At 59.0% G+C, this 18,524-nt stretch carries 21 protein-coding genes; 11 read left to right on the top strand and 10 right to left on the bottom strand.

The genetic code is table 11. From position 1 onward, the window contains the following. The 3 genes from BFP92_RS30170 to BFP92_RS05345 all read left to right on the top strand — a co-directional run. Positions 1-1,982, top strand: a 1,982-nt coding sequence (locus BFP92_RS30170) for an RHS repeat-associated core domain-containing protein (RefSeq protein ID WP_177343873.1), incomplete at its 5' end; no start/stop codon positions are given. Next, the gene (locus tag BFP92_RS05350) at positions 1,979-2,359 is read left to right on the top strand and encodes a hypothetical protein (RefSeq protein WP_065912383.1); all 381 of its coding nucleotides are present in this window, start codon (positions 1,979-1,981) and stop codon (positions 2,357-2,359) included. The genes BFP92_RS30170 and BFP92_RS05350, both read left to right, overlap by 4 nt. Positions 2,360-2,539: 180 nt before the next feature. Next, the gene (locus BFP92_RS05345) at positions 2,540-2,953 is read left to right on the top strand and encodes a hypothetical protein (protein WP_065912382.1); all 414 of its coding nucleotides are present in this window, start codon (positions 2,540-2,542) and stop codon (positions 2,951-2,953) included. Between the two features lie 74 nt (positions 2,954-3,027). On the opposite strand, the gene hemB is transcribed toward BFP92_RS05345, so the two are convergent. The 3 genes from hemB to BFP92_RS05330 all read right to left on the bottom strand — a co-directional run bounded on the left by hemB (position 3,028) and on the right by BFP92_RS05330 (position 5,662). Then, on the bottom strand, positions 3,028-4,002 hold the full coding sequence (gene hemB, locus BFP92_RS05340) for a porphobilinogen synthase (protein WP_065912381.1): 975 nt from the start codon (positions 4,000-4,002) through the stop codon (positions 3,028-3,030). A gap of 115 nt (positions 4,003-4,117) precedes the next feature. Next, positions 4,118-4,960 (bottom strand): PhzF family phenazine biosynthesis protein, encoded by an 843-nt coding sequence (locus BFP92_RS05335; RefSeq protein ID WP_065912379.1) that lies wholly within the window; start codon positions 4,958-4,960, stop codon positions 4,118-4,120. 3 nt (positions 4,961-4,963) lie between these two features. Next, the gene (locus tag BFP92_RS05330; protein ID WP_058420871.1) at positions 4,964-5,662 is read right to left on the bottom strand and encodes a glutathione S-transferase N-terminal domain-containing protein; all 699 of its coding nucleotides are present in this window, start codon (positions 5,660-5,662) and stop codon (positions 4,964-4,966) included. A 252-nt stretch (positions 5,663-5,914) separates the two neighbouring features. Here BFP92_RS05330 and BFP92_RS05325 point away from each other — a divergent pair, with 252 nt between their 5' ends. Together BFP92_RS05325 and BFP92_RS05320 are read left to right on the top strand one after the other, a co-directional pair. Further along, complete coding sequence (locus BFP92_RS05325) at positions 5,915-6,616, top strand: histidine phosphatase family protein (protein ID WP_065912377.1); 702 nt, start codon at positions 5,915-5,917, stop codon at positions 6,614-6,616. Between the two features lie 177 nt (positions 6,617-6,793). Beyond that, a complete protein-coding gene (locus BFP92_RS05320; RefSeq protein WP_065912375.1) occupies positions 6,794-7,849 on the top strand; it encodes a permease in 1,056 nt (351 codons plus the stop codon). 118 nt (positions 7,850-7,967) lie between these two features. Here the strand turns inward: BFP92_RS05320 and mnmH are convergent, their stop codons facing one another. The 4 genes from mnmH to BFP92_RS05300 all read right to left on the bottom strand — a co-directional run bounded on the left by mnmH (position 7,968) and on the right by BFP92_RS05300 (position 11,228). Further along, a complete protein-coding gene (gene mnmH, locus BFP92_RS05315; RefSeq protein WP_065912371.1) occupies positions 7,968-9,071 on the bottom strand; it encodes a tRNA 2-selenouridine(34) synthase MnmH in 1,104 nt (367 codons plus the stop codon). Next, positions 9,071-10,105, bottom strand: coding sequence for a selenide, water dikinase SelD (selD, locus tag BFP92_RS05310; RefSeq protein WP_065912369.1), 1,035 nt, complete (start codon positions 10,103-10,105; stop codon positions 9,071-9,073). Before selD ends, mnmH begins: the two co-directional genes overlap by 1 nt. Positions 10,106-10,198: 93 nt before the next feature. Next, positions 10,199-10,948, bottom strand: coding sequence for a TerC family protein (locus BFP92_RS05305; protein WP_065912367.1), 750 nt, complete (start codon positions 10,946-10,948; stop codon positions 10,199-10,201). Positions 10,949-10,976: 28 nt separating this feature from the next. Continuing rightward, positions 10,977-11,228: a hypothetical protein gene (locus tag BFP92_RS05300; protein WP_065912366.1), complete on the bottom strand. Its 252-nt coding sequence runs from the start codon at positions 11,226-11,228 to the stop codon at positions 10,977-10,979. 134 nt (positions 11,229-11,362) lie between these two features. On the opposite strand from BFP92_RS05300, the gene nhaR reads away from it, so the two are divergent. After that, complete coding sequence (nhaR, locus tag BFP92_RS05295; RefSeq protein ID WP_065912365.1) at positions 11,363-12,265, top strand: transcriptional activator NhaR; 903 nt, start codon at positions 11,363-11,365, stop codon at positions 12,263-12,265. 122 nt (positions 12,266-12,387) lie between these two features. Here nhaR and BFP92_RS05290 read toward each other — a convergent pair whose 3' ends face one another. Further along, positions 12,388-13,542 carry an MFS transporter gene (locus tag BFP92_RS05290; RefSeq protein WP_065912364.1) on the bottom strand — a complete coding sequence of 385 codons (1,155 nt, stop codon included), beginning with the start codon at positions 13,540-13,542 and terminating at the stop codon, positions 12,388-12,390. Positions 13,543-13,783: 241 nt separating this feature from the next. Between BFP92_RS05290 and sstT the strand changes: the two genes are divergently transcribed. Then, entirely contained in the window at positions 13,784-15,004 is a 1,221-nt protein-coding gene (sstT, locus tag BFP92_RS05285) for a serine/threonine transporter SstT (RefSeq protein ID WP_065912361.1), read from the top strand. 67 nt (positions 15,005-15,071) lie between these two features. Here the strand turns inward: sstT and BFP92_RS05280 are convergent, their stop codons facing one another. Continuing rightward, the gene (locus BFP92_RS05280) at positions 15,072-15,581 is read right to left on the bottom strand and encodes a DUF1993 domain-containing protein (protein WP_065912359.1); all 510 of its coding nucleotides are present in this window, start codon (positions 15,579-15,581) and stop codon (positions 15,072-15,074) included. 116 nt (positions 15,582-15,697) lie between these two features. On the opposite strand from BFP92_RS05280, the gene BFP92_RS05275 reads away from it, so the two are divergent. Then, positions 15,698-16,348, top strand: a complete 651-nt coding sequence (locus tag BFP92_RS05275; protein WP_065912357.1) for a YceH family protein — start codon at positions 15,698-15,700, stop codon at positions 16,346-16,348. A gap of 121 nt (positions 16,349-16,469) precedes the next feature. Here BFP92_RS05275 and BFP92_RS05270 read toward each other — a convergent pair whose 3' ends face one another. Further along, on the bottom strand, positions 16,470-17,288 hold the full coding sequence (locus tag BFP92_RS05270) for a shikimate 5-dehydrogenase (protein ID WP_065912355.1): 819 nt from the start codon (positions 17,286-17,288) through the stop codon (positions 16,470-16,472). Between the two features lie 156 nt (positions 17,289-17,444). Between BFP92_RS05270 and BFP92_RS05265 the strand changes: the two genes are divergently transcribed. The 3 genes from BFP92_RS05265 (at position 17,445) to BFP92_RS05255 (ending at position 18,523) form a co-directional block, all read left to right on the top strand. Then, positions 17,445-17,798 carry a hypothetical protein gene (locus BFP92_RS05265; protein ID WP_017135284.1) on the top strand — a complete coding sequence of 118 codons (354 nt, stop codon included), beginning with the start codon at positions 17,445-17,447 and terminating at the stop codon, positions 17,796-17,798. Between the two features lie 256 nt (positions 17,799-18,054). Further along, on the top strand, positions 18,055-18,249 hold the full coding sequence (locus tag BFP92_RS05260; protein ID WP_010211349.1) for a hypothetical protein: 195 nt from the start codon (positions 18,055-18,057) through the stop codon (positions 18,247-18,249). A 91-nt stretch (positions 18,250-18,340) separates the two neighbouring features. After that, positions 18,341-18,523 (top strand): hypothetical protein, encoded by a 183-nt coding sequence (locus BFP92_RS05255; protein ID WP_017135285.1) that lies wholly within the window; start codon positions 18,341-18,343, stop codon positions 18,521-18,523. Position 18,524 lies beyond the last annotated feature (1 nt).

Below are 18,524 nucleotides of genomic sequence, written 5' to 3'. Positions count from 1 at the left end.
GCCTGCTGCTGACCTCCATCGAAAACGAGGCAGGCGAAACCTACCGGCTCGATTACCACCCCAATGGCCTGATCCAGCAGGAAATCGGCTTTGACGGCCAGCGCACGGCTTACGTGTATGACCTCAACGGCAACCTGGCGGAGAAAACCGAACACGGCGACGACGGCAGCCAGCGCGTTACCCGCTACAAGCGAGACCACGCCGGGCGCCTCGTAAGAAAAACCCTGCCAGACGGCAATGTTGTCGACTATGCCTACGACCGCCAAGGCAATCTCCTCAGCGTCGACGACGGCAATTGGGCGCTGGCCTACGAATACGACCCACAAAACCGCCTCACCGCCGAACACCAGGGCTGGGGCACCTTGCGCTATGGCTACGATGCCTGCGGGCAGCTTAAAAACCTGCGCCTGCCGGACAATAACCGGTTGGTATTCAACCACGACAAGGGCGGCCACCTTTCCACCGTCGAACTGAACGGCGAAACCCTCACCTCCCACCTGTTCAAAACCGGCCGCGAACACCAACGCCAGCAAGGCCAGCTCCTCAGCCACTACCACTACGACGACCAGAACCGCCTGCACGCCCACGCCGTCAGCCAACAGCAACACACGCTTTACCAACGCCAATACGACTACGACAAAACCGGCAACCTCACCCGCCTGCTCGACACCCGCAAAGGCGAACACCACTACCACTACGACCCCCTCGCCCGCCTGACCCGCGCAGATCACTCGCAAGACGCGCAGGAACGCTTCGGCCACGACCCCGCCGGCAACCTGCTCATGCAAGACCGTCCCGGCCCGGACATCGTGGCGGGGAATCGGTTGATGATCCAAGGCGATCATCATTACGACTACGACGCCTTCGGCAATTTGATCCGACAGCGGCGTGGCAAGGGGCATCAGCTCGTTACGGAATACCGCTACGACTGCCAGCATCGGTTGATTGGCATTACCCAGCCCAACGGGCAATCCGCCACCTATCGCTATGACCCGTTTGGGCGGCGGATCAGCAAAACGGTGAACGGAAAAACCACGGAGTTTTTCTGGCAAGGCGACAAGCTGGTAGCTGAACACCACGCGGATCGGCATCGCAGCTATCTCTACGAGCCAGACAGTTTTCGCCCGTTGGCACTGCTGGAAGGCTTTGGGCCTGAAGACACCAAACCCTTCCACTACCAACTCGACCACCTCGGCACACCGCAGGAACTCACAAACCCCGAAGGCGAAATCGTCTGGTCCGCGCAATACCGCGCCTACGGGGAAATCGCCCGCCTAGACGTCAGAAAAATCGATAACCCGCTGCGCTTCCAGGGCCAATATTTTGATGCGGAAAGCGGGCTGCACTACAACCGCCATCGCTACTACAATCCGGATATTGGTCGCTACCTGACGCCGGATCCGGTGAAGCTGGCGGGTGGGATTAATGCGTACCGGTACGTGCCTAACCCTACGGGGTGGGTGGATCCGCTAGGTTTGAACACTTGTCCAGGTGACAATGGATGTAAACCGCAATCGAAAATAGAGAGCCCAACTGAACAAACAAAGGTTGATGATCAATCGTCATCACCACCGACCCCACTTAATAAGAGAAGATATCTATATCGTGGAGATTTGAGAGAGCCCGATGAAATATTCGAAAAAGGCTTTGAGAGCAGAGGATCGAGTACAGACCTTTTCCTGCACTCATTGAACAACCTTAGCCCCCCTAGCAACTTTGTTCCTACGTCGATATACAGTAAACAAGCTCTGGCATTTGCTTCAAATTTTGGCTTCGAGGAAGGGTTCCTTTACACACTAAAAAGAATCCCTGGACGAGACGTAAACAAAGAATTGGGCATACGGTCTAAACACAGTAACGAGTCAGAAATCGCAATCCCGGGACGTATAGATACCCAAGACATTTTAGGTGCCTCGCCAGTGTATGAAGATGGCACCTACAAGGGGTACACCATATTGAACCCTAATAGGAAATTTCCATGAAATCACGTGAAATCACAATCATCAGAAACGGCATACGTGAAACCGCAATAATCGAATATGAGGGGGGCAGGCCCACTCTTTATATACTGCTGAAGAATGAAGCACGGAAAAGCTACACCGCATTAGACCTATATGAATGTTTCGGTTTATTAAGGAGCGATTTGAGAGATGTGAAATTTCTATGCAAGGGTGCAAAAATCAATGTCCACCCATCAGGAATGTCTTCGCACATGTCTAATGGTCTAGTTGCTTATGAGACGACCATGGGAGTTCCGGAGGGTGAAATGGTGCATATTTTCTCTTATGAAGAAAACGATCTCACCAACGACATACAGGAGCAACATGATTTCTGTCAACGCTGGGCTGAGTCGGTGTAGACGTAGTTCGCTGCATCTGTGACGAGTAACCTCTCTCGTCACAGGCCAGCGACCTCACCTCGGAATTTTAGGATCAGATCCCCTCCCCAAAATAAAAAGAACTTTCCATTCACCACAAAATATACACAGCGACACTCTAGTCACCACGCCAATGAAACCCAACTTCCAAACAGAAAAAACATGGAAACGAAAAAAATAAACATACTGGTAAATGATAAAAAAATAGAAACAACAGTAAAGTTCGACACAAGAAAACTCATCATGAAATTTTCAGAAGCAGAAGACTTCAAGAAAATTTATGAAGGAAGGGACATTTACGTTTGCCTCGCAAAAGTCAGAGCCGACTTTCCCCATATGACCTTCTTATGCAAAGGCGCAAAATTAAATGTAATGCCTTCAAGAATGGCATCTCAAATGAGTGCAGGACTTGTCGCTTACGAAATAACCTTAGGCAAACAAGCCACCAGAAAAGATATAGTTCACATCTTTGATTACGAGGAAGAAAACCTAACGAACGACCCAAAAGAACAGATCGATTTCTTTAAGAAATGGCTGGCATCATTGGGTGCGCAAGACTATGAAAAATTCAACTGAGCGTGATCGAAAAACATCAAAGCGAACTGCGCCTGTGACGAGCAACCTCACTCGCCACAGGCCCACAGTCAAAATCAGATCCCAGCCAACGCCAAATCCATCGCAAAATACGTAAAAATCAAATCCGCGCCAGCGCGCTTGATCGACCCCAACGTCTCGCGCACTACCCGCGCCTCATCAATTGCCCCTGCCTGGGCGCCAAACTTGATCATCGCGTATTCGCCACTTACCTGATACGCCGCCACCGGCAAGCGTGAGGCTTCGCGAATGTCGCGGATGATGTCGAGGTAGGCGCCAGCCGGTTTGACCATCAGCGCATCGGCGCCTTCCTGTTCGTCGAGCAGGGATTCGCGTACGGCTTCGCGGCGGTTCATTGGGTTCATCTGGTAGCTTTTGCGGTCGCCTTTGAGAGCGCTGCCGCCAGCTTCGCGGAACGGACCGTAGAGGGCCGAGGCGAATTTGGTGGAGTAGGCCATGATCGGGATATGGGTGAAACCCGCGTCATCCAGGGCGCGGCGGATGGCCTGGACCTGGCCGTCCATGGCGGCCGACGGTGCGATGACATCGGCGCCGGCACGGGCAGCGGCCACGGCTTGTTTGCCGAGGTTGACCAGCGTCGCGTCGTTGTCGACGTGGGCGCCGTGCATCACGCCGCAGTGGCCGTGGTCGGTGTATTCGCAGAAACAGGTGTCGGACATCACGATCATGTCCGGCACGGCATCCTTGATGATCGAGGACATGCGCGAGACCAAGCCGTGTTCTTTCCAGGTGTCGCTACCGTTGGCGTCCAGGTGGTGGGATACGCCGAAGGTCATCACCGACTTGATCCCGGCACGGGCATAACGCTCGATTTCCCCGGCCAGTTTTTTCTCAGGAATACGCACCACGCCCGGCATGCTGGTGATTGGCACGAAGTCATCGATTTCTTCTTCGACGAAAATCGGCAGTACCAGGTCGTTAAGGGTGAATTCGGTTTCCTGGAACAGGCCACGCAGCTCCGGGGAGCGGCGCAGGCGGCGAGGACGGGCTTGGGGGAACTGGCTGGTCATGGCTTTCCTGGATAGCGGCAGAATATTTGGGGCAAAAGCTTATGCCCCTTGGCCCCCGCAGCACAAACGCCCAGGGGCCAATAGTGTATTGCGTGGGCCGTAACAATATATTGATCTAGAGCTGGACTCGCCCTTCGATGCACACCGCCACTGCGCCGCCCACCCAGATTTCATCGCCCTGGCGCTCTACGCGAATCCGCCCGGCACGCCCAATCGCGGTGCCCTGGCTGACCACATAACGCTCGGGCGCGAGGCCTTCAGCCAGCAACCATTGGGCAACACCGGCATTCAAACTGCCGGTGGCCGGGTCTTCCTGGGCGCCGTCACCGGCGATAAAAGCGCGCACTTCAAAGTGGCTGTCCACGTCGTCACGCGCCGGGTCACAGGGCGCGATGACGCCAATGGCCAAGCCATGCAATTGCGAAAAGTCAGGCTGCAAGGCCAACACTTGATCGCGCTGGCCCAGCATCACCGCCAGCCAACCTGCGCCATTATCCACCCACTGGCTGCGCACAATGGCCTCAGGTGCCAGGCCCAACCCCAGGCGCACGCGCTCCAGCAGGGGCGCTTCCACCGGCCCCGTGCGCAACAACGGTGGTGCAATAAACGCCAGTTCATCGCCTTGGCGACGGACACGCACCAGGCCGATTTCGCACTCCTGGATAATCTCCTCACCTTTGGGCACGCCGCCTGCCTGCAGCCACGCATGGCAACTGCCCAGAGTCGGGTGCCCAGCGAACGGCAGCTCTTTAAGCGTGGTGAAAATTCTTACCCGATAATCCGCCCGAGGGTCACGCGGCGTCAGCAAAAACGTGGTCTCGCTGAGGTTGGTCCAGTTGGCAAAGTCGGCCATTTGCTGGTCGGTGAGGCTATCGGCGCCGAGCACGACCGCCAGGGGGTTGCCCTTGAGCGAAACACCGCTGAACACATCCAGTTGCTTGAAATCGAAAGTCGGCATGTCTTAGCTCGGAATACTCAGGCCACGCATCACCGCCGGGCGGGCGACAAAACCGTCCAGTGCACGCAGCACATTAGGGAAATCAGCGATGCCGACCAAGTCGCCGGACTCGTAAAACCCGATCAAATTACGGATCCACGGGAAGGTCGCAATGTCGGCGATGCTGTATTCATCACCCATGATCCAGGTGCGACCCAGCAAGTGTTTTTCCAGCACGCCGAGCAAACGCCGAGATTCGGCGGCGTAGCGGTCACGCGGACGTTTGTCTTCGTATGCTTTGCCGGCGAACTTGTTGAAGAACCCGACCTGGCCGAACATCGGACCGATACCGGCCATCTGAAACATCAGCCACTGCAGGGTTTCGTAGCGGGTGGCCGGGTCTTCGGAGAGCAACTGGCTGGTTTTCTCCGCCAGGTAAATCAGGATCGCGCCGGACTCGAACAACGCCAGCGGCTGGCCGCTCGGGCCATTGGGGTCGATGATCGCGGGAATCTTGTTGTTGGGGTTTAAGGACATGAACTCCGGCGACAACTGGTCCTGGGTCTCGAAACTGACCTTGTGTGCTTCGTAAGGCAGCCCCAGTTCTTCCAGCATGATCGACACCTTGACCCCATTGGGCGTGGGCAGCGAATACAGCTGCAAGCGCTCCGGGTGCTGGGCAGGCCATTTACTGTTGATCGGGAAAGCGGCGAGTGCGTTCATCGGGAAGTCCCCAGGCTCAAAGTCCCCATGATAGCCACCTGCACGCCGTCCTGCATGGGTCATCATTGCGCAACATAGCCGCGCTATGGTGCGCGCAGGCGAACCAAAGAGCCGATTCACACTCTTAACTGCGCCATGACGGTGAAAGGAAGACACCCCGTAACAATCACAGGTTAAACCGCAGCACGCCGGATGCGTCGCTGGGGCCAGGCTTGTCCGCCTTAATCGCTGCACTGAAGACTCGAACCTACAATGACAATCAAGCCTCTGTGCCTTGTGCAACGTCTTAAACGTTATGCCTACATCGTGTTGCCGCTGTCGTTGGTGGGCGGCGCCATCGGCCTGACCCTGGAGTCGCGAATCAGCCGCGCCGCGCCGGTGGATGGTGTGCAAACCCTGGTGTTCCTGCGTCACGGCGAAAAACCCGTTGGCGGCCTCGGCCAGCTCAATTGCCAGGGCCTGAATCGCGCAATGAACCTGGCCACCGTGCTGCCGGAAAAATTCGGCAAGGCCAATTACGTGTTTGCGCCCGACCCGACGCGCAATGTCGAGGAAGGGGAGCACGACAATTCCTACAGCTACATTCGCCCCCTGATGACCATCAGCCCCAGCGCCATCAAGCTTGGCCTGCCGGTGAACATCAAGTACTCCGCCAATGACACCCACGACCTCGCCGATGAACTGGTGGAAGACAAGTACCACAACTCAATCATCTACACCGCCTGGTCCCACGGCTACCTGCCGGAGCTGATCAACCGGGTGGCCAGTGAAGCCTCGGGTGAAAAACACACCATCACCGACGATTGGTCGGGCGGCGATTACGACACGCTCTATGTACTGACGCTGACCTGGCATAACGGCAAGGCTTCACTGCTGAGCCGCAACTACAAACAAGGCCTGGATAACGGCCAGCAGACATGCCCGGATGCAACCCAAGTGAGCGCGGATATCTGAAACCCTGCAGATAGAGCCTACGCTCCCGCGCAGGAGTTCATTCCGTGACGCTCAAGGTGTTGGGGCCAGCATCACGACGCAGAGCGTCTCGGCCTGCATTCCCACGCAGGAGCGTGGGAATGATCGGTGGCAGGCGCGTATGATGCCCCGCTATTGAATCATCTGCGGACTTGCACCATGCCCAACCTCATCTCCACCCAGCCCAACCGGGGCTGGTCGTTCTGGTGGAAACCAGCGCTGTTCGTGTTGGTGGCCTGCATCGGCCTCTATTACGTGAAGTGGTCGCCCTACTACCTCAAGGCCTTTGTCGCTGCGGATAACCACAGCATCGGCGCCTCGATTCTCAACGACCAGCAAAGCTCACCCTTGGCCGCGGCACTGGCCTATGCCCAGGTGTATTTCCTGGCGATCTGGAAAGCTGCCGTGCTGGCGGTGATTCTGGGTTCGCTGCTGCAAGTGTTGATCCCCCGTGACTGGTTGCTGCGCCTGTTCGGCCGCGCCGGGCTGGGGTCTACCGTGCGTGGCGGGCTGTTCGCCTTGCCGGGGATGATGTGCAGTTGCTGCGCGGCTCCGGTGGCAGCGGGCATGCGCCGTCAGCAGGTGTCGGTGGGCGCGGCGCTGGCCTTCTGGATCGCCAACCCGGTGCTGAACCCGGCAACCTTGGTGTTCATGGGCTTTGTACTCGGCTGGGGCTTTACTGCGCTGCGGCTGGTGGCGGGGATTGTGCTGGTGGTGGGCGTGTCGCTGGTTGCACAACGCATTGCCCGCCCCGATCACGTGCCGGAAGCGGCATTGGACGCCGTGGCTGAGGTGAGCCAGGCCGAGTCGCAGCCATTTTTGAGCCGGTGGTTGCAGACTCTGTGGCAGCTGTTCTGGAGCACGATCCCGATCTATATCGTCGCCGTGCTGGTACTGGGCGCCGCGCGGGTATGGCTGTTTCCCCATGTCGACGGTGCCATGGCCAATAGCCTGGTGTGGCTGGTGCCGCTGGCCATCGTCGGCACGCTGTTCGTGATTCCTACGGCAGCCGAGATTCCTATCGTACAAACCATGATGACATTGGGCATGGGCACCGGCCCGGCCGTGGCATTGCTGATGACCTTGCCCAGCGTGAGCCTGCCGTCGCTGTTGATGCTGCGCAAGGATTTCGACGCGCGGGTGCTGGTGACGGTGGCTGGGCTGACCATGCTGGTGGGGGTGGTGTGTGGGTTGATCGGGGCGGTGATTCTTTAGGCTTTGCTGTGAGGCTTAGGGCCTCATCGCAGGCAAGCCAGCTCCCACATTTGACGGCATTCACAGGTCAACCTGTGGGAGCTGGCTTGCCTGCAAAGAGGCCCTCAAACCCACTGCATTAATTGCGCCTGGCAACCCGCTCACGCAAGTACTCCACCACAGCGCCCTGCTCCCCGGCAAACTCGATCCGCGCGCCTTTGCTTTCCCGCTGGAACGCATACATCGGGTCGTAGTACTCGCGCAACAAGCCTTCAATCCACACCCGGTGCAAATCCACGGCACCACTGCGCGCTTGTTCCGTCAAAGCTTCCTGCAATATGGCCTGCAGGCGCTGAAAGCGCTCGCCACCCAGGCGCTTGTGGATGTTGACCAGGCTCTGGGTCAAGCGCTCGGCAAACAACGCCTGCCCGCTTTCGCCAAACACCGCGATAAATTCGGCGCAAAGATCAACCACGTAATCCCGCAGAATACGCTCGACACGGCCTTCAACACTGTCTTGCAGCCATACCATCGGGAAGGTCTGCATGCCCTTGTGTAACGGCAAAGGCAGTGCACAGCTGCCGATCATGCGGCTCTCGTCTTCGACCACAAACTGTTCGATACCGCCCGCGCGTTTCTTCAGCAGGTCCACCGCCAGGCGGTTTTCAAAGTCGATGTTGGACGGTTGCGCCGTGGCGCGCTTGCCGAAGCTGGAGCCGCGATGGTTGGCGTGCCCTTCAAGGTCCAGGGCATTGCGCACCTGGCCCAACACCTCGGTCTTGCCGGTGCCGGTCATGCCGCCGAGCAACACAAAATCACACTCGGCCGTCGCCTGCTCCAGGGTCTCCAGCAGAAAGGTACGCATGGCCTTATAGCCACCGCCGACACGCGGATAGTCGATACCCGCCTCGGTCTTTAACCATTGCTGCACGATTTGCGAGCGCAGCCCGCCGCGAAAGCAGTACAGATAGCCGTCGGGGTTGGCCTGGGCGAACCGCGCCCAATGCTCGATGCGCTCGGCCTTGATGGCCCCGGACACCAACTCATGACCCAGCACGATGGCCGCTTGCTGGCCTTGCTGTTTGTAGCAGGTGCCGACCCGCTGGCGTTCGTCGTCGGTCATCAGCGGCAGGTTGACCACACCGGGGAACGCGCCCTTGGTGAACTCGATCGGCGCGCGGGTATCCATCATCGGCCGGTCATTGAGGAAGATGCTGCGGTAGTCGGTGATGTCAATTGCCATCAAAACACCTCTACCGCGTGGGTCTGTCGCTCAACCAGTGCGCCGATCGGCTCAAGGCTCAGGCCCAGTTCTGCGGCCACGGTGCGAAATTCGGCGTCGCCCTCCGGGGTGACGGCGATCAACAGGCCGCCGCTGGTCTGGGGGTCGCACAGCACGCGCTTGTGCAGCTCCTGCAGACGCCCCAGTTTGCTTGAATAGCTGTCGAAATTGCGCAGGGTGCCACCGGGCATGCAGCCTTGGTCCAGGTAGTCTTCGATCCCTGGCAGGAGTGGGACTCTGGCATATTCGATGCGGGCCGTGAGACCACTGCCGTCAGCCATTTCCACCAAATGCCCCAACAGGCCGAAACCGGTGACATCGGTCATGGCGGTGACGCCGGCCAACTTGCCAAAACGGCTGCCAGGCTTGTTGAGCGTGCACATCCAGTCACGGGCCAGGCCGATATCCGCCTCGCGCAATTTGCCCTTTTTCTCGGCGGTGGTAAGGATGCCGATGCCCAGCGGTTTGGTCAGGTACAGCTGGCAACCCGCGGTGGCGGTGTCGTTGCGCTTCATATGGCGCTTTTGCACGATGCCGGTCACGGCCAGGCCGAATATCGGCTCCGGCGCGTCGATGGAGTGCCCGCCCGCCAGTGGAATGCCGGCGGCGTCGCACACCGAGCGACCGCCACGGATCACTTCGCGGGCGACTTCCGGCGCCAGCACATTCACTGGCCAGCCCAGAATCGCAATGGCCATCAGCGGGTCGCCGCCCATGGCGTAAATGTCACTGATGGCGTTGGTGGCGGCAATACGGCCGAAGTCGAACGGATCATCGACAATCGGCATGAAAAAGTCGGTGGTGGAGACCACGCCACGCTCGTCATCGATGGCGTACACCGCCGCATCGTCGCGCGAGGTGTTGCCCACCCACAGGTTGGGGTCGAGGTTCTGTGCGCCGCTGCCGGCAAGGATCACTTCCAGCACCTGGGGCGAAATCTTGCAGCCGCAACCCGCGCCATGGCTGTACTGGGTGAGGCGAATCGGCTCGTTCATGGTGGACCTCAAGGTAACAAGTGGGCCGATTCTAACAGACAGTAAAAAGCCGGCTGGGCTCTTGTGAGCGCAGCCGGCTTTTGGGTTCAGCGCTTACTGGCGGGCAGCGAGCAAACGCTTGTGGCGGTTACGCCGGGCAATGTTCAGGCATTCGATCACCGCCGAGAACGCCATGGCCGCATACACGTAGCCTTTTGGCACGTGGGCGCCGAAGCCTTCGGCGATCAGCGTCATGCCGATCATGATCAAGAAGCCCAGGGCCAGCATCACCACGGTCGGGTTGTCGTTGATGAACTTGGCCAACGGTTCAGCCGCCACCAACATCACGATCACCGAGACGACTACGGCGATGATCATGATGGGCAAGTGCTCGGTCATGCCCACGGCGGTAATGATGCTGTCGATGGAGAACACCAGGTCGAGCAACAGGATCTGCCCAATCGCAGCGGCAAAGCCGATGGCCACGGTGTTGCTGACGGTGGCCTTGTCCTCGGGCTCCGGGTCCATGCTGTGGTGGATCTCGGTGGTAGCCTTCCACACCAGGAACAGGCCACCGGCAATCAGGATCATGTCTTTCCAGGAGAACGCCTGACCGAAGATCTCGAACACCGGCGCCGTCAACTGCACGATAAACGCGATGGTGCTCAACAGGCCCAGACGCAGGATCAACGCCATGCTGATGCCGATACGCCGCGCTTTGGCCCGGTGCTTCTCGGGCAATTTATTGGTAAGGATCGAGATGAAGATCAGGTTGTCGATGCCCAGCACGATCTCCATGACGATCAAGGTGGCCAGTGCGACCCAGGCGGTCGGGCTGGCGGCCAGTTGTAAAAGGTAGTCCATAGGTCAGTCCTGACGTTGTGCTGGGAAATTAAGCTTCTTTACGTTCGGTTTCAGATTCTTTTTCGGCCTGCTCAGCGTCTTTTTCAGGCTGGATCAAACCCTGGGTCGCTTCACTCAATGCCTGCTCGGCGGCCTTGTGGGTGTCATCGATGGCTTGTTTGGCCGATTCGGTGGCTTTGCCCAGCACCTGCTGCGCGCTCTTTTCGACTTGATCACAGCCGCTGATCATCACCAATGAAAGCGCAAGGACGGACGCCGCGCCCAGGGAATTGAGTTTCATCATGTATTCCTCGTTAGAACCATTGGGTCCAAATAGTGGCCCCTCGATAGCGAGGCATTCTATGCAGCTGAACACTTCAGTAAAATTCGTATTTTTCTCATATATACTTCGATTTTTACGAAGTGTAGGCCGCCATGCTCAATTATCGACAATTGCATTACTTCTGGGTGGTGGCCAAGACCGGCAGTATTGTGCGCGCGTGTGAGCAGCTGAACCTCACGCCCCAGACCATCAGCGGCCAGATCAGCCTGCTGGAGCAGACCTTTGGTATCGCGCTGTTTCAACGCGTCGGTCGCCAATTGGAACTCACCGAAGCCGGGCGACGGGCCTTGCCCTACGCCGAACAGATGTTCCAGACCGGTAACGAACTGGAAGCCATGTTGCGCGCAGCACCCGACGAACAGCAGATCCTGTTTCGGGTCGGGGTGGCGGATGTGGTGCCCAAGTCCATCGTTTACCGGCTGATCGCGCCGACCATGGAGCTGAGCGAGCCGATGCGCATCACCTGCCGTGAAGACAAACTCGAACGCTTACTGGCCGACCTGGCGATTCAGCGCCTGGACCTGGTGATCTCCGACAGCCCGATGCCTACGCATTTGGACATCAAAGGCTACAGCCAGAAACTCGGGGAATGCGGCATCAGCTTTTTTGCCACTCAGGCGTTGGCTGACCAATACGGCGGCGATTTCCCACACTGCCTGCAGGGCGCGCCGTTATTGATTCCGGGTGCGGAGACGGTGGTGCGCAGCCGCTTGCAGCGCTGGTTTGCCGAGCAGCAGATCCAGCCGAGGATCATCGGTGAGTTCGACGACAGCGCGTTGATGCAGGCGTTTGGGCAGTCGGGCAGCGGGATATTTATTGCCCCCAGCGTGATCGCCGATGAGGTGGTGCGCCAATATGGCGTAGCGCTGATCGGCCAGACCGATGCGGTCACCGAGTCGTTCTACGCAATCTCGGTGGAGCGCAAGATCAAACACCCCGGCATCGTGGCGATTACCGAAGGGGCGCGGCGCGAGCTGTTTACCGCCCTGCCCTGACGGCAAGGTTGATCGTTCCCACGCTCCGCGTGGGAATGCCGCCTCGGACGCTCCGCGTCCTGCTGTTAACGCGGTGACGCGGAGCGTCACAGGATGCATGCCCACGCAGAGCGTGGGAACGATCAAGCGCGGGCAGGCATAGGTTTCACGGTCATCAACCACAGCGCCAGCAGGATCGACACCAGGATAAACCCGGACGCCGCAAAGCCCAGGTTGGCAAGACCCAGGGTGTCGATCACATGCCCACCCACCATGGCCCCAAGGCCAATCCCCAGATTGGCCCCGGCGATGTTCAACGACGCGGCAAACGCCGGGGCGTGGGGCGCGGCTTTCATCAGGCGCACATGGCTGACCAGAAACATCGCCGCCTGGGTCACGCCCCACACCGCCATCGCCGCTGCCAGACCAATGCTGGAGTGAATCGCCGGGACCACCGCGACCATGCCGGCGATCATGAACGCGCAGAACACCATGGACGCAATCAGCGGATGACGGTCCACCGCACGCCCGCCAAGGGCGTTGCCGATCAGGCCCACCGCGCCAAAGCCCATCAGGCACCAGCCCACCCGCGTGCCGTCGAAGCCGGCCAGGCGCTCGAGGATGTCCGCCAGATAGGTGTATGCGGTAAACATGCCGCTGAACACCAGGATCGACAGCAGGATATGGCCCTGCATCAACGGGCTGCGCAGGATCTTGAACTGCGAGCGCAGGCTCACCTGATCGTTCTTGGGTGTGGTCACCGGCAGGTAGATAAACAGCAGCAAGGCCTTGGCCAACGCGACCACGGCGAGAATGGCAAACGCGGTGCGCCAGCCGAACATATCGGAAATCAAGGTGCCCACCGGAATGCCGAACACCGTGGCGCAGACAATCCCGAAACCGATTTTTTCAATGGCCCGGCCGGCGAATTCCGGCCCGACGATATCCACTGCCGTTTCACTCGCCAAGGCCCAAAACACTGGCAAACCCAACGCCGGAATCAAGCGCGCCAAGGCCATGACCCAGATATTCGGCGCCAATGCCGCCACGGTATTGGCCAGCGCAAACATGATCAGAATGCTGATAAACAGGCGCTTGCGCTGGAACCGAGCGAAGTATGCGGTCAGGAACGGTCCGAACGCCGCCACGGTAAATGCGAACAGCGTTACCAGCAGCCCGGCCTGGGACACGCTGACGTTCAGGTCGCGGGCGATCGACGGCAGCAGCCCGACAATGATGAATTCTGTGGTCAGCACGGTAAAACCGGCGGCCGACAGCAGCAGGATAGGGAACAACATGAAAACTCCAGAAACGACGACATCAACGACAGCCCGAAGGGCTCGCTGACAGAGAGGAAAGATGAGAGGCAGCAATCTTAACAGAATAGGTCTTGGCCTGGCCAAACCCTACAGGTGCGGGTGACGGAATGCCGCACCGAATGGGACGCTTCCTACAGCATGTTAGACTTTGGGCCTGCTTCCTACGGCGCTACCTGCCTGCAATGCTGCGTCCTACTAAAAAAACTAGAGACAACTGTTTATGACTGCTGCCCCTTCCCTGCTGCAACGACTGATGCGCGTCAGCCTGGTCACCCAAATTGTCATCGGCCTGCTGGCCGGTATCCTGCTCGCCCTGTTATTGCCCGAGGCGGCGCGCGCCACCGGGTTTATCGGCAAGGTGTTTGTCACCGCGCTGAAAGCCGTTGCACCGATTCTGGTGTTTGTATTGGTCATGGCGTCGATCGCCAACCATAAACATGGCCAGGAAACCCATATCAAGCCAATCCTGTTCCTGTACCTGCTCGGCACCTTTGCCGCTGCCGTCGTCGCGGTGGTTGCCAGCATGCTGTTCCCGTCGACTTTGGTACTGGCCACCCATGACGCCACCGTCAGCGCCCCCGGCGGCATCGGCGAGGTGCTGCAAGGCCTGCTGCTGAGCGTGGTGGATAACCCGGTAAGCGCGCTGATGAATGCCAACTTCATCGGTATTCTGGCCTGGGCCATCGGCATGGGCATCGCGATTCGCCATGCTGGTGTTACCACTCGCACGGTGCTGGACGACCTGTCCAACGGCGTCACCCTGATCGTGCGCGTGGTCATCCGCTTTGCGCCGCTGGGCATCTTCGGCCTGGTGGCCTCGACCCTGGCCACCTCCGGTTTCGGCGCCCTGCTCGGTTATGCCCACCTGCTGGTGGTGCTGATCGGCTGCATGCTGTTCGTCGCGCTGGTGATCAACCCGGCCATCGTGTTCTGGAAACTGCGCCGCAACCCTTATCCGCTGGTGCTGATGTGCTTGCGCGAAAGCGGCATCACCGCGTTCTTCACGCGCAGTTCGGCGGCGAATATCCCGGTGAACCTGGCGCTGAGCAAACGCCTGGGCCTGCATGAAGATACTTATTCGGTGTCGATCCCGCTGGGCGCCACCATCAATATGGCCGGCGCGGCGATTACCATCACCGTGTTGACCCTGGCCGCCGTGCACACGCTCGGTATTGCCGTGGACATGCCAACCGCCGTGCTGCTCAGCGTGGTCGCGGCGGTATGCGCCTGCGGCGCGTCGGGTGTGGCCGGTGGCTCGTTGCTGCTGATTCCCCTGGCGTGCAGCCTGTTCGGCATTCCCAGCGAGATCGCCATGCAGGTGGTGGCCGTGGGCTTCATCATCGGTGTGCTGCAGGATTCGGCGGAAACCGCGCTCAACTCGTCCACCGATGTGCTGTTCACGGCAGCCGCTTGCCTGGGCAAGGAAGAGCAAACGGCTTAACCATAAGGCGTAAAAAAGCCCGGGGCGTTCGACAAGAACGACCCCGGGCTTTTTTGTATCTGGAGGCTTAGAAAGCGCCCATGTAATCGCGCTTGCCCACTTCCACACCGTTATGGCGCAGCAAAGCGTAAGCAGTGGTGACGTGGAAGAAGAACTGCGGCAGGCCGTAGGTCAGCAGGTAGGACTGGCCGCTGAAGCGCTTCTCTTTCGGCGTGCCTGGGCGGGTGATGATTTCGATGCCTTCCTTGCCGTCGATTTGCTCAGGCTTGATGGTGTCGACAAATGCCAGCACCTTGGCGATCAGCGCTTGCAGGTCGGCGAAGGTCACTTCGCTGTCTTCGTACTTCGGCACGTCGATTTCGGCCAGGCGCGCGGAAACACCCTTGGCGAAGTCGACGGCGATCTGCACCTGGCGCACCAGCTGGAACATGTCCGGGAACAGACGCGCTTGCAGCAAGGCGTTGGGTTCGATGTTCTTGGCGGTGGCGTGGGCTTCGGCTTTGTTCAGTACATCGCTCAGGGCGTTGAGCATTTGCTTGAAGACCGGGATAGAAGCGGCGTACAGGGAAATAGTCATGACAGTCTCACGGTAATGGCAGGGTTTGAACCAGCGGCGATTATAGCCATGCCTGCGGCTTGTCTTTTATTTTTTCAGGATTAGGCTAGTGAGCTTCACTGCATAGGGAAAGCGCGATGACCGCCGAGCACGACACCGACACTGCTGAGCCACGCCTGAACAGCACGGAAATCCGCATCCTGGGCTGCCTGATCGAAAAACAGGCGACCAACCCGGAAACCTATCCGCTCACGCTTAATGCGCTGGTGCTGGCCTGCAACCAGAAGACCAGCCGGGAACCGGTGACCAACTTGAGCCAGGGCCAGGTCGGCCAGAGCCTGCGGGTGCTCGAAGGCCAGGGCTTTACCCGCCTGGTGATGGGCAGCCGCGCCGACCGCTGGGAGCACCGGGTGGACAAGGCGCTGGAGCTGGTGCCGGCCCAGGTGATCCTGATAGGGCTGCTGTTTTTGCGTGGGCCGCAGACCGTCAACGAACTGCTGACCCGTAGCGGCCGCATGCATGATTTTGAAGACGCCGAACAGGTCGTGCACCAGCTCGAACGCCTGATTGCACGCGGGCTGGCGGTGCTGGTGCCGCGCCAGGCCGGGCAACGGGAAGACCGTTATACCCATGCGTTGGGGGATCCGGCGGATATTGAGGCGATTATCGCGGCACGCGGGAGCCCGGTGGAGCGCTCGGCCGGTGGGGTTTCGGTGGAGCGTATTGAGGAGCTTGAAGCCAGGATTGCAGCGCTGGAAGAACGCCTGGCCCAGCTGGAACAGGCTTAACCCGATCTAAAATGTGGGAGCGGGCTTGCTCGCGAAGGCGGTGGATCAGTCGATATATCCAGTGACTGACACTGCGCCTTCGCGAGCAAGCCCGCCCCCACATTTGGACCTGCGCAGCGCTTTAGGTTCGGGCAAAGGCCACCGCCGCCTCAAACTGCTCTTGCGTCGGCCGCACACCGGTGTACAGCACAAACTGCTCCAACGCCTGGATCGCGATCACTTCCAACCCGGTAATCACCCGTTTGCCCTGGGCACGCCCACGCAGGATCAACGGCGTTTCCGCGGGGATCGCCACCACATCGAACACAGTCTCAGCAGCGTCCACAGCGTCGGCGTCAAAGGCCAACTGGTCCGCCTCTGCCCCGCCGGTCATGCCGATCGGCGTCACGTTGACCAGCATCTGCGGGCGCAACTCGCCCAGTTCTGCTCGCCACTCATACCCCAGGCTTTGCGCCAACGCCCGGCCCGCCGCTTCATTGCGCGCCACAATCACGCCGTTGGCGTAGCCGCCATCGCGCAGGGCACTGGCCACCGCCTTGCCCATACCGCCACTGCCACGCAGGGCAAAGGTCGAGTCTTTGGGTACCGCATGTTTTTTCAGCAGTTGTTCCACCGCAATGTAGTCGGTGTTGTAGGCCTTGAGATGGCCGTCGGTGTTGACGATGGTGTTGAGCGAGGTGATGGCCTTGACCGAAGCGTCCAGCTCATCCACCAGGGCGATGCTGGCTTCCTTGAACGGCATGGACACCCCGCAACCACGGATGCCCAGCGCCCGAATACCGCCGATCGCACCGGGCAAATCCTGGCTGCTGAAGGCTTTATAGTAGAAATTCAGCCCCAGTTGTTCGTACAGATGGTTGTGAAATCGCAAGCCAAAATTCCCGGGACGCGCCGACAATGACATGCACAGTTGGGTGTCCTTGTTGGGGTGCATCTGCATGGAAAACTCCTTTGAGTAAGCAAATCGGTACAGACCTTACACAACCTTTACCTAGCGGCGGTGCTGTTTTTCAGAAATACGTTGTCTTAAAAGTATCCCCGCGACAATCCTTGAGTCTATTGATTGCAGACCACAAGCGCAGGGGCTAACCGAGGAATGACCATGATTCGTAAAATCCCCAAAATCGCCTTGCTTATCGGCGCACTCGCTATGGCAGGCCAAGCCTCCGCCCACGGTGGTGGTTGGGGTGGCCCGGCCATATTGGGTGGTTTGATCGGCGCAGCCGTTGTCGGCTCCGTAGTTGCCAGCCAATCCCAGCCGGTCTACGTGCAGCAACCGGTGTATGTGCAGCCGCAACCGGTGTATGCCGCGCCGCCGCCGGTCTACTACGCACCGCCACCGCCGGTATATGTGCAACAGCGGGTTTACTACCGCCCGGCACCGGTGTATTACGGCCCACCGCGCGGCTACTACGGCCCTCCCCACGGTTATTATGGCCGCGGCTGGTAATACGCAGTCAGGTTGGAAATGAACAGGCCTCGCCCACACGCGGGGTCTTTTTTTGCTTGGGTTTTGCCTGTGTTTTGCCTGAAAAGCCCGGTTTTATCATGCCAAGGTCGCTATGAGGACAATGCCCGATGCGCAATCCCACATCATGACTGTCAAATGTCCACTTGCAAGACCTGAGCTTGCGCTGTCATGTTTACGTCACCCAACGGTCTCACTATCGAGCGGTCCACCCAATAACAATTAAGGACGACTGAACATGCCCACGCAAAACCCGCACCGCACCGCTGGCCTGTGCACGTCCAGCAAGGTCTACAGCGCACTCACCGAACTCAAGCACCTTGAAGGCCACCGCAGTGCAAAATTTCTCGCGCTGCTGGCAGAAAACCTGGTGCGCAAAGGCCTGCTCAGCGAACAGGAAGTGGTGAACATGCTCGATCAAGTGGTCGATTGACGCCTGGCGTTGATGTTGACTATCGAGATGGGTGATTTTTCCTACGCGCCATCAGCCCGTAAGGTGACCCCCATAGCCATTGGAGGTCCCTATGCCCACTGTTCAAATCATGTCCGTTGTCGGCAGTGCCGTCCCCGCCCCACTCCGGGAGCTTGGGTTATTGGCCTGCTGGTATGTGGTACGCGATGGCGAAACCATCAGCGGCCCGCTCACCTCACTGTCCGCTGCGCAACAACAGCAACAGCAGGTGTCGAACTTCAGGCTTCACGCCTGAA

The organism is Pseudomonas sp. 58 R 3 (assembly GCF_900006605.1).
Taxonomy (GTDB): Bacteria; Pseudomonadota; Gammaproteobacteria; order Pseudomonadales; family Pseudomonadaceae; genus Aquipseudomonas; species Aquipseudomonas salomonii.
The sequence above is the reverse complement of the archived record's forward strand: the minus strand, read 5'-3'. Positions and strand labels throughout refer to the sequence as shown.

Coding starts and splice junctions, on each gene's coding strand:
- BFP92_RS05270 (WP_065912355.1), bottom strand. CDS start 17,288: ATGCAGATGCACCCCAACAAGGACACCCAACTGTGCATGTCATTGTCG.
- BFP92_RS05325 (WP_065912377.1), top strand. CDS start 5,915: ATGACAATCAAGCCTCTGTGCCTTGTGCAACGTCTTAAACGTTATGCC.
- BFP92_RS05275 (WP_065912357.1), top strand. CDS start 15,698: ATGACCGCCGAGCACGACACCGACACTGCTGAGCCACGCCTGAACAGC.
- BFP92_RS05265 (WP_017135284.1), top strand. CDS start 17,445: ATGACCATGATTCGTAAAATCCCCAAAATCGCCTTGCTTATCGGCGCA.
- BFP92_RS05335 (WP_065912379.1), bottom strand. CDS start 4,960: ATGCCGACTTTCGATTTCAAGCAACTGGATGTGTTCAGCGGTGTTTCG.
- selD (WP_065912369.1), bottom strand. CDS start 10,105: ATGAACGAGCCGATTCGCCTCACCCAGTACAGCCATGGCGCGGGTTGC.
- nhaR (WP_065912365.1), top strand. CDS start 11,363: ATGCTCAATTATCGACAATTGCATTACTTCTGGGTGGTGGCCAAGACC.
- BFP92_RS05305 (WP_065912367.1), bottom strand. CDS start 10,948: ATGGACTACCTTTTACAACTGGCCGCCAGCCCGACCGCCTGGGTCGCA.
- BFP92_RS05330 (WP_058420871.1), bottom strand. CDS start 5,662: ATGAACGCACTCGCCGCTTTCCCGATCAACAGTAAATGGCCTGCCCAG.
- BFP92_RS05260 (WP_010211349.1), top strand. CDS start 18,055: ATGCCCACGCAAAACCCGCACCGCACCGCTGGCCTGTGCACGTCCAGC.
- sstT (WP_065912361.1), top strand. CDS start 13,784: ATGACTGCTGCCCCTTCCCTGCTGCAACGACTGATGCGCGTCAGCCTG.
- BFP92_RS05300 (WP_065912366.1), bottom strand. CDS start 11,228: ATGAAACTCAATTCCCTGGGCGCGGCGTCCGTCCTTGCGCTTTCATTG.
- BFP92_RS05280 (WP_065912359.1), bottom strand. CDS start 15,581: ATGACTATTTCCCTGTACGCCGCTTCTATCCCGGTCTTCAAGCAAATG.
- hemB (WP_065912381.1), bottom strand. CDS start 4,002: ATGACCAGCCAGTTCCCCCAAGCCCGTCCTCGCCGCCTGCGCCGCTCC.
- mnmH (WP_065912371.1), bottom strand. CDS start 9,071: ATGGCAATTGACATCACCGACTACCGCAGCATCTTCCTCAATGACCGG.
- BFP92_RS05345 (WP_065912382.1), top strand. CDS start 2,540: ATGGAAACGAAAAAAATAAACATACTGGTAAATGATAAAAAAATAGAA.
- BFP92_RS05350 (WP_065912383.1), top strand. CDS start 1,979: ATGAAATCACGTGAAATCACAATCATCAGAAACGGCATACGTGAAACC.
- BFP92_RS05255 (WP_017135285.1), top strand. CDS start 18,341: ATGCCCACTGTTCAAATCATGTCCGTTGTCGGCAGTGCCGTCCCCGCC.
- BFP92_RS05290 (WP_065912364.1), bottom strand. CDS start 13,542: ATGTTGTTCCCTATCCTGCTGCTGTCGGCCGCCGGTTTTACCGTGCTG.
- BFP92_RS05320 (WP_065912375.1), top strand. CDS start 6,794: ATGCCCAACCTCATCTCCACCCAGCCCAACCGGGGCTGGTCGTTCTGG.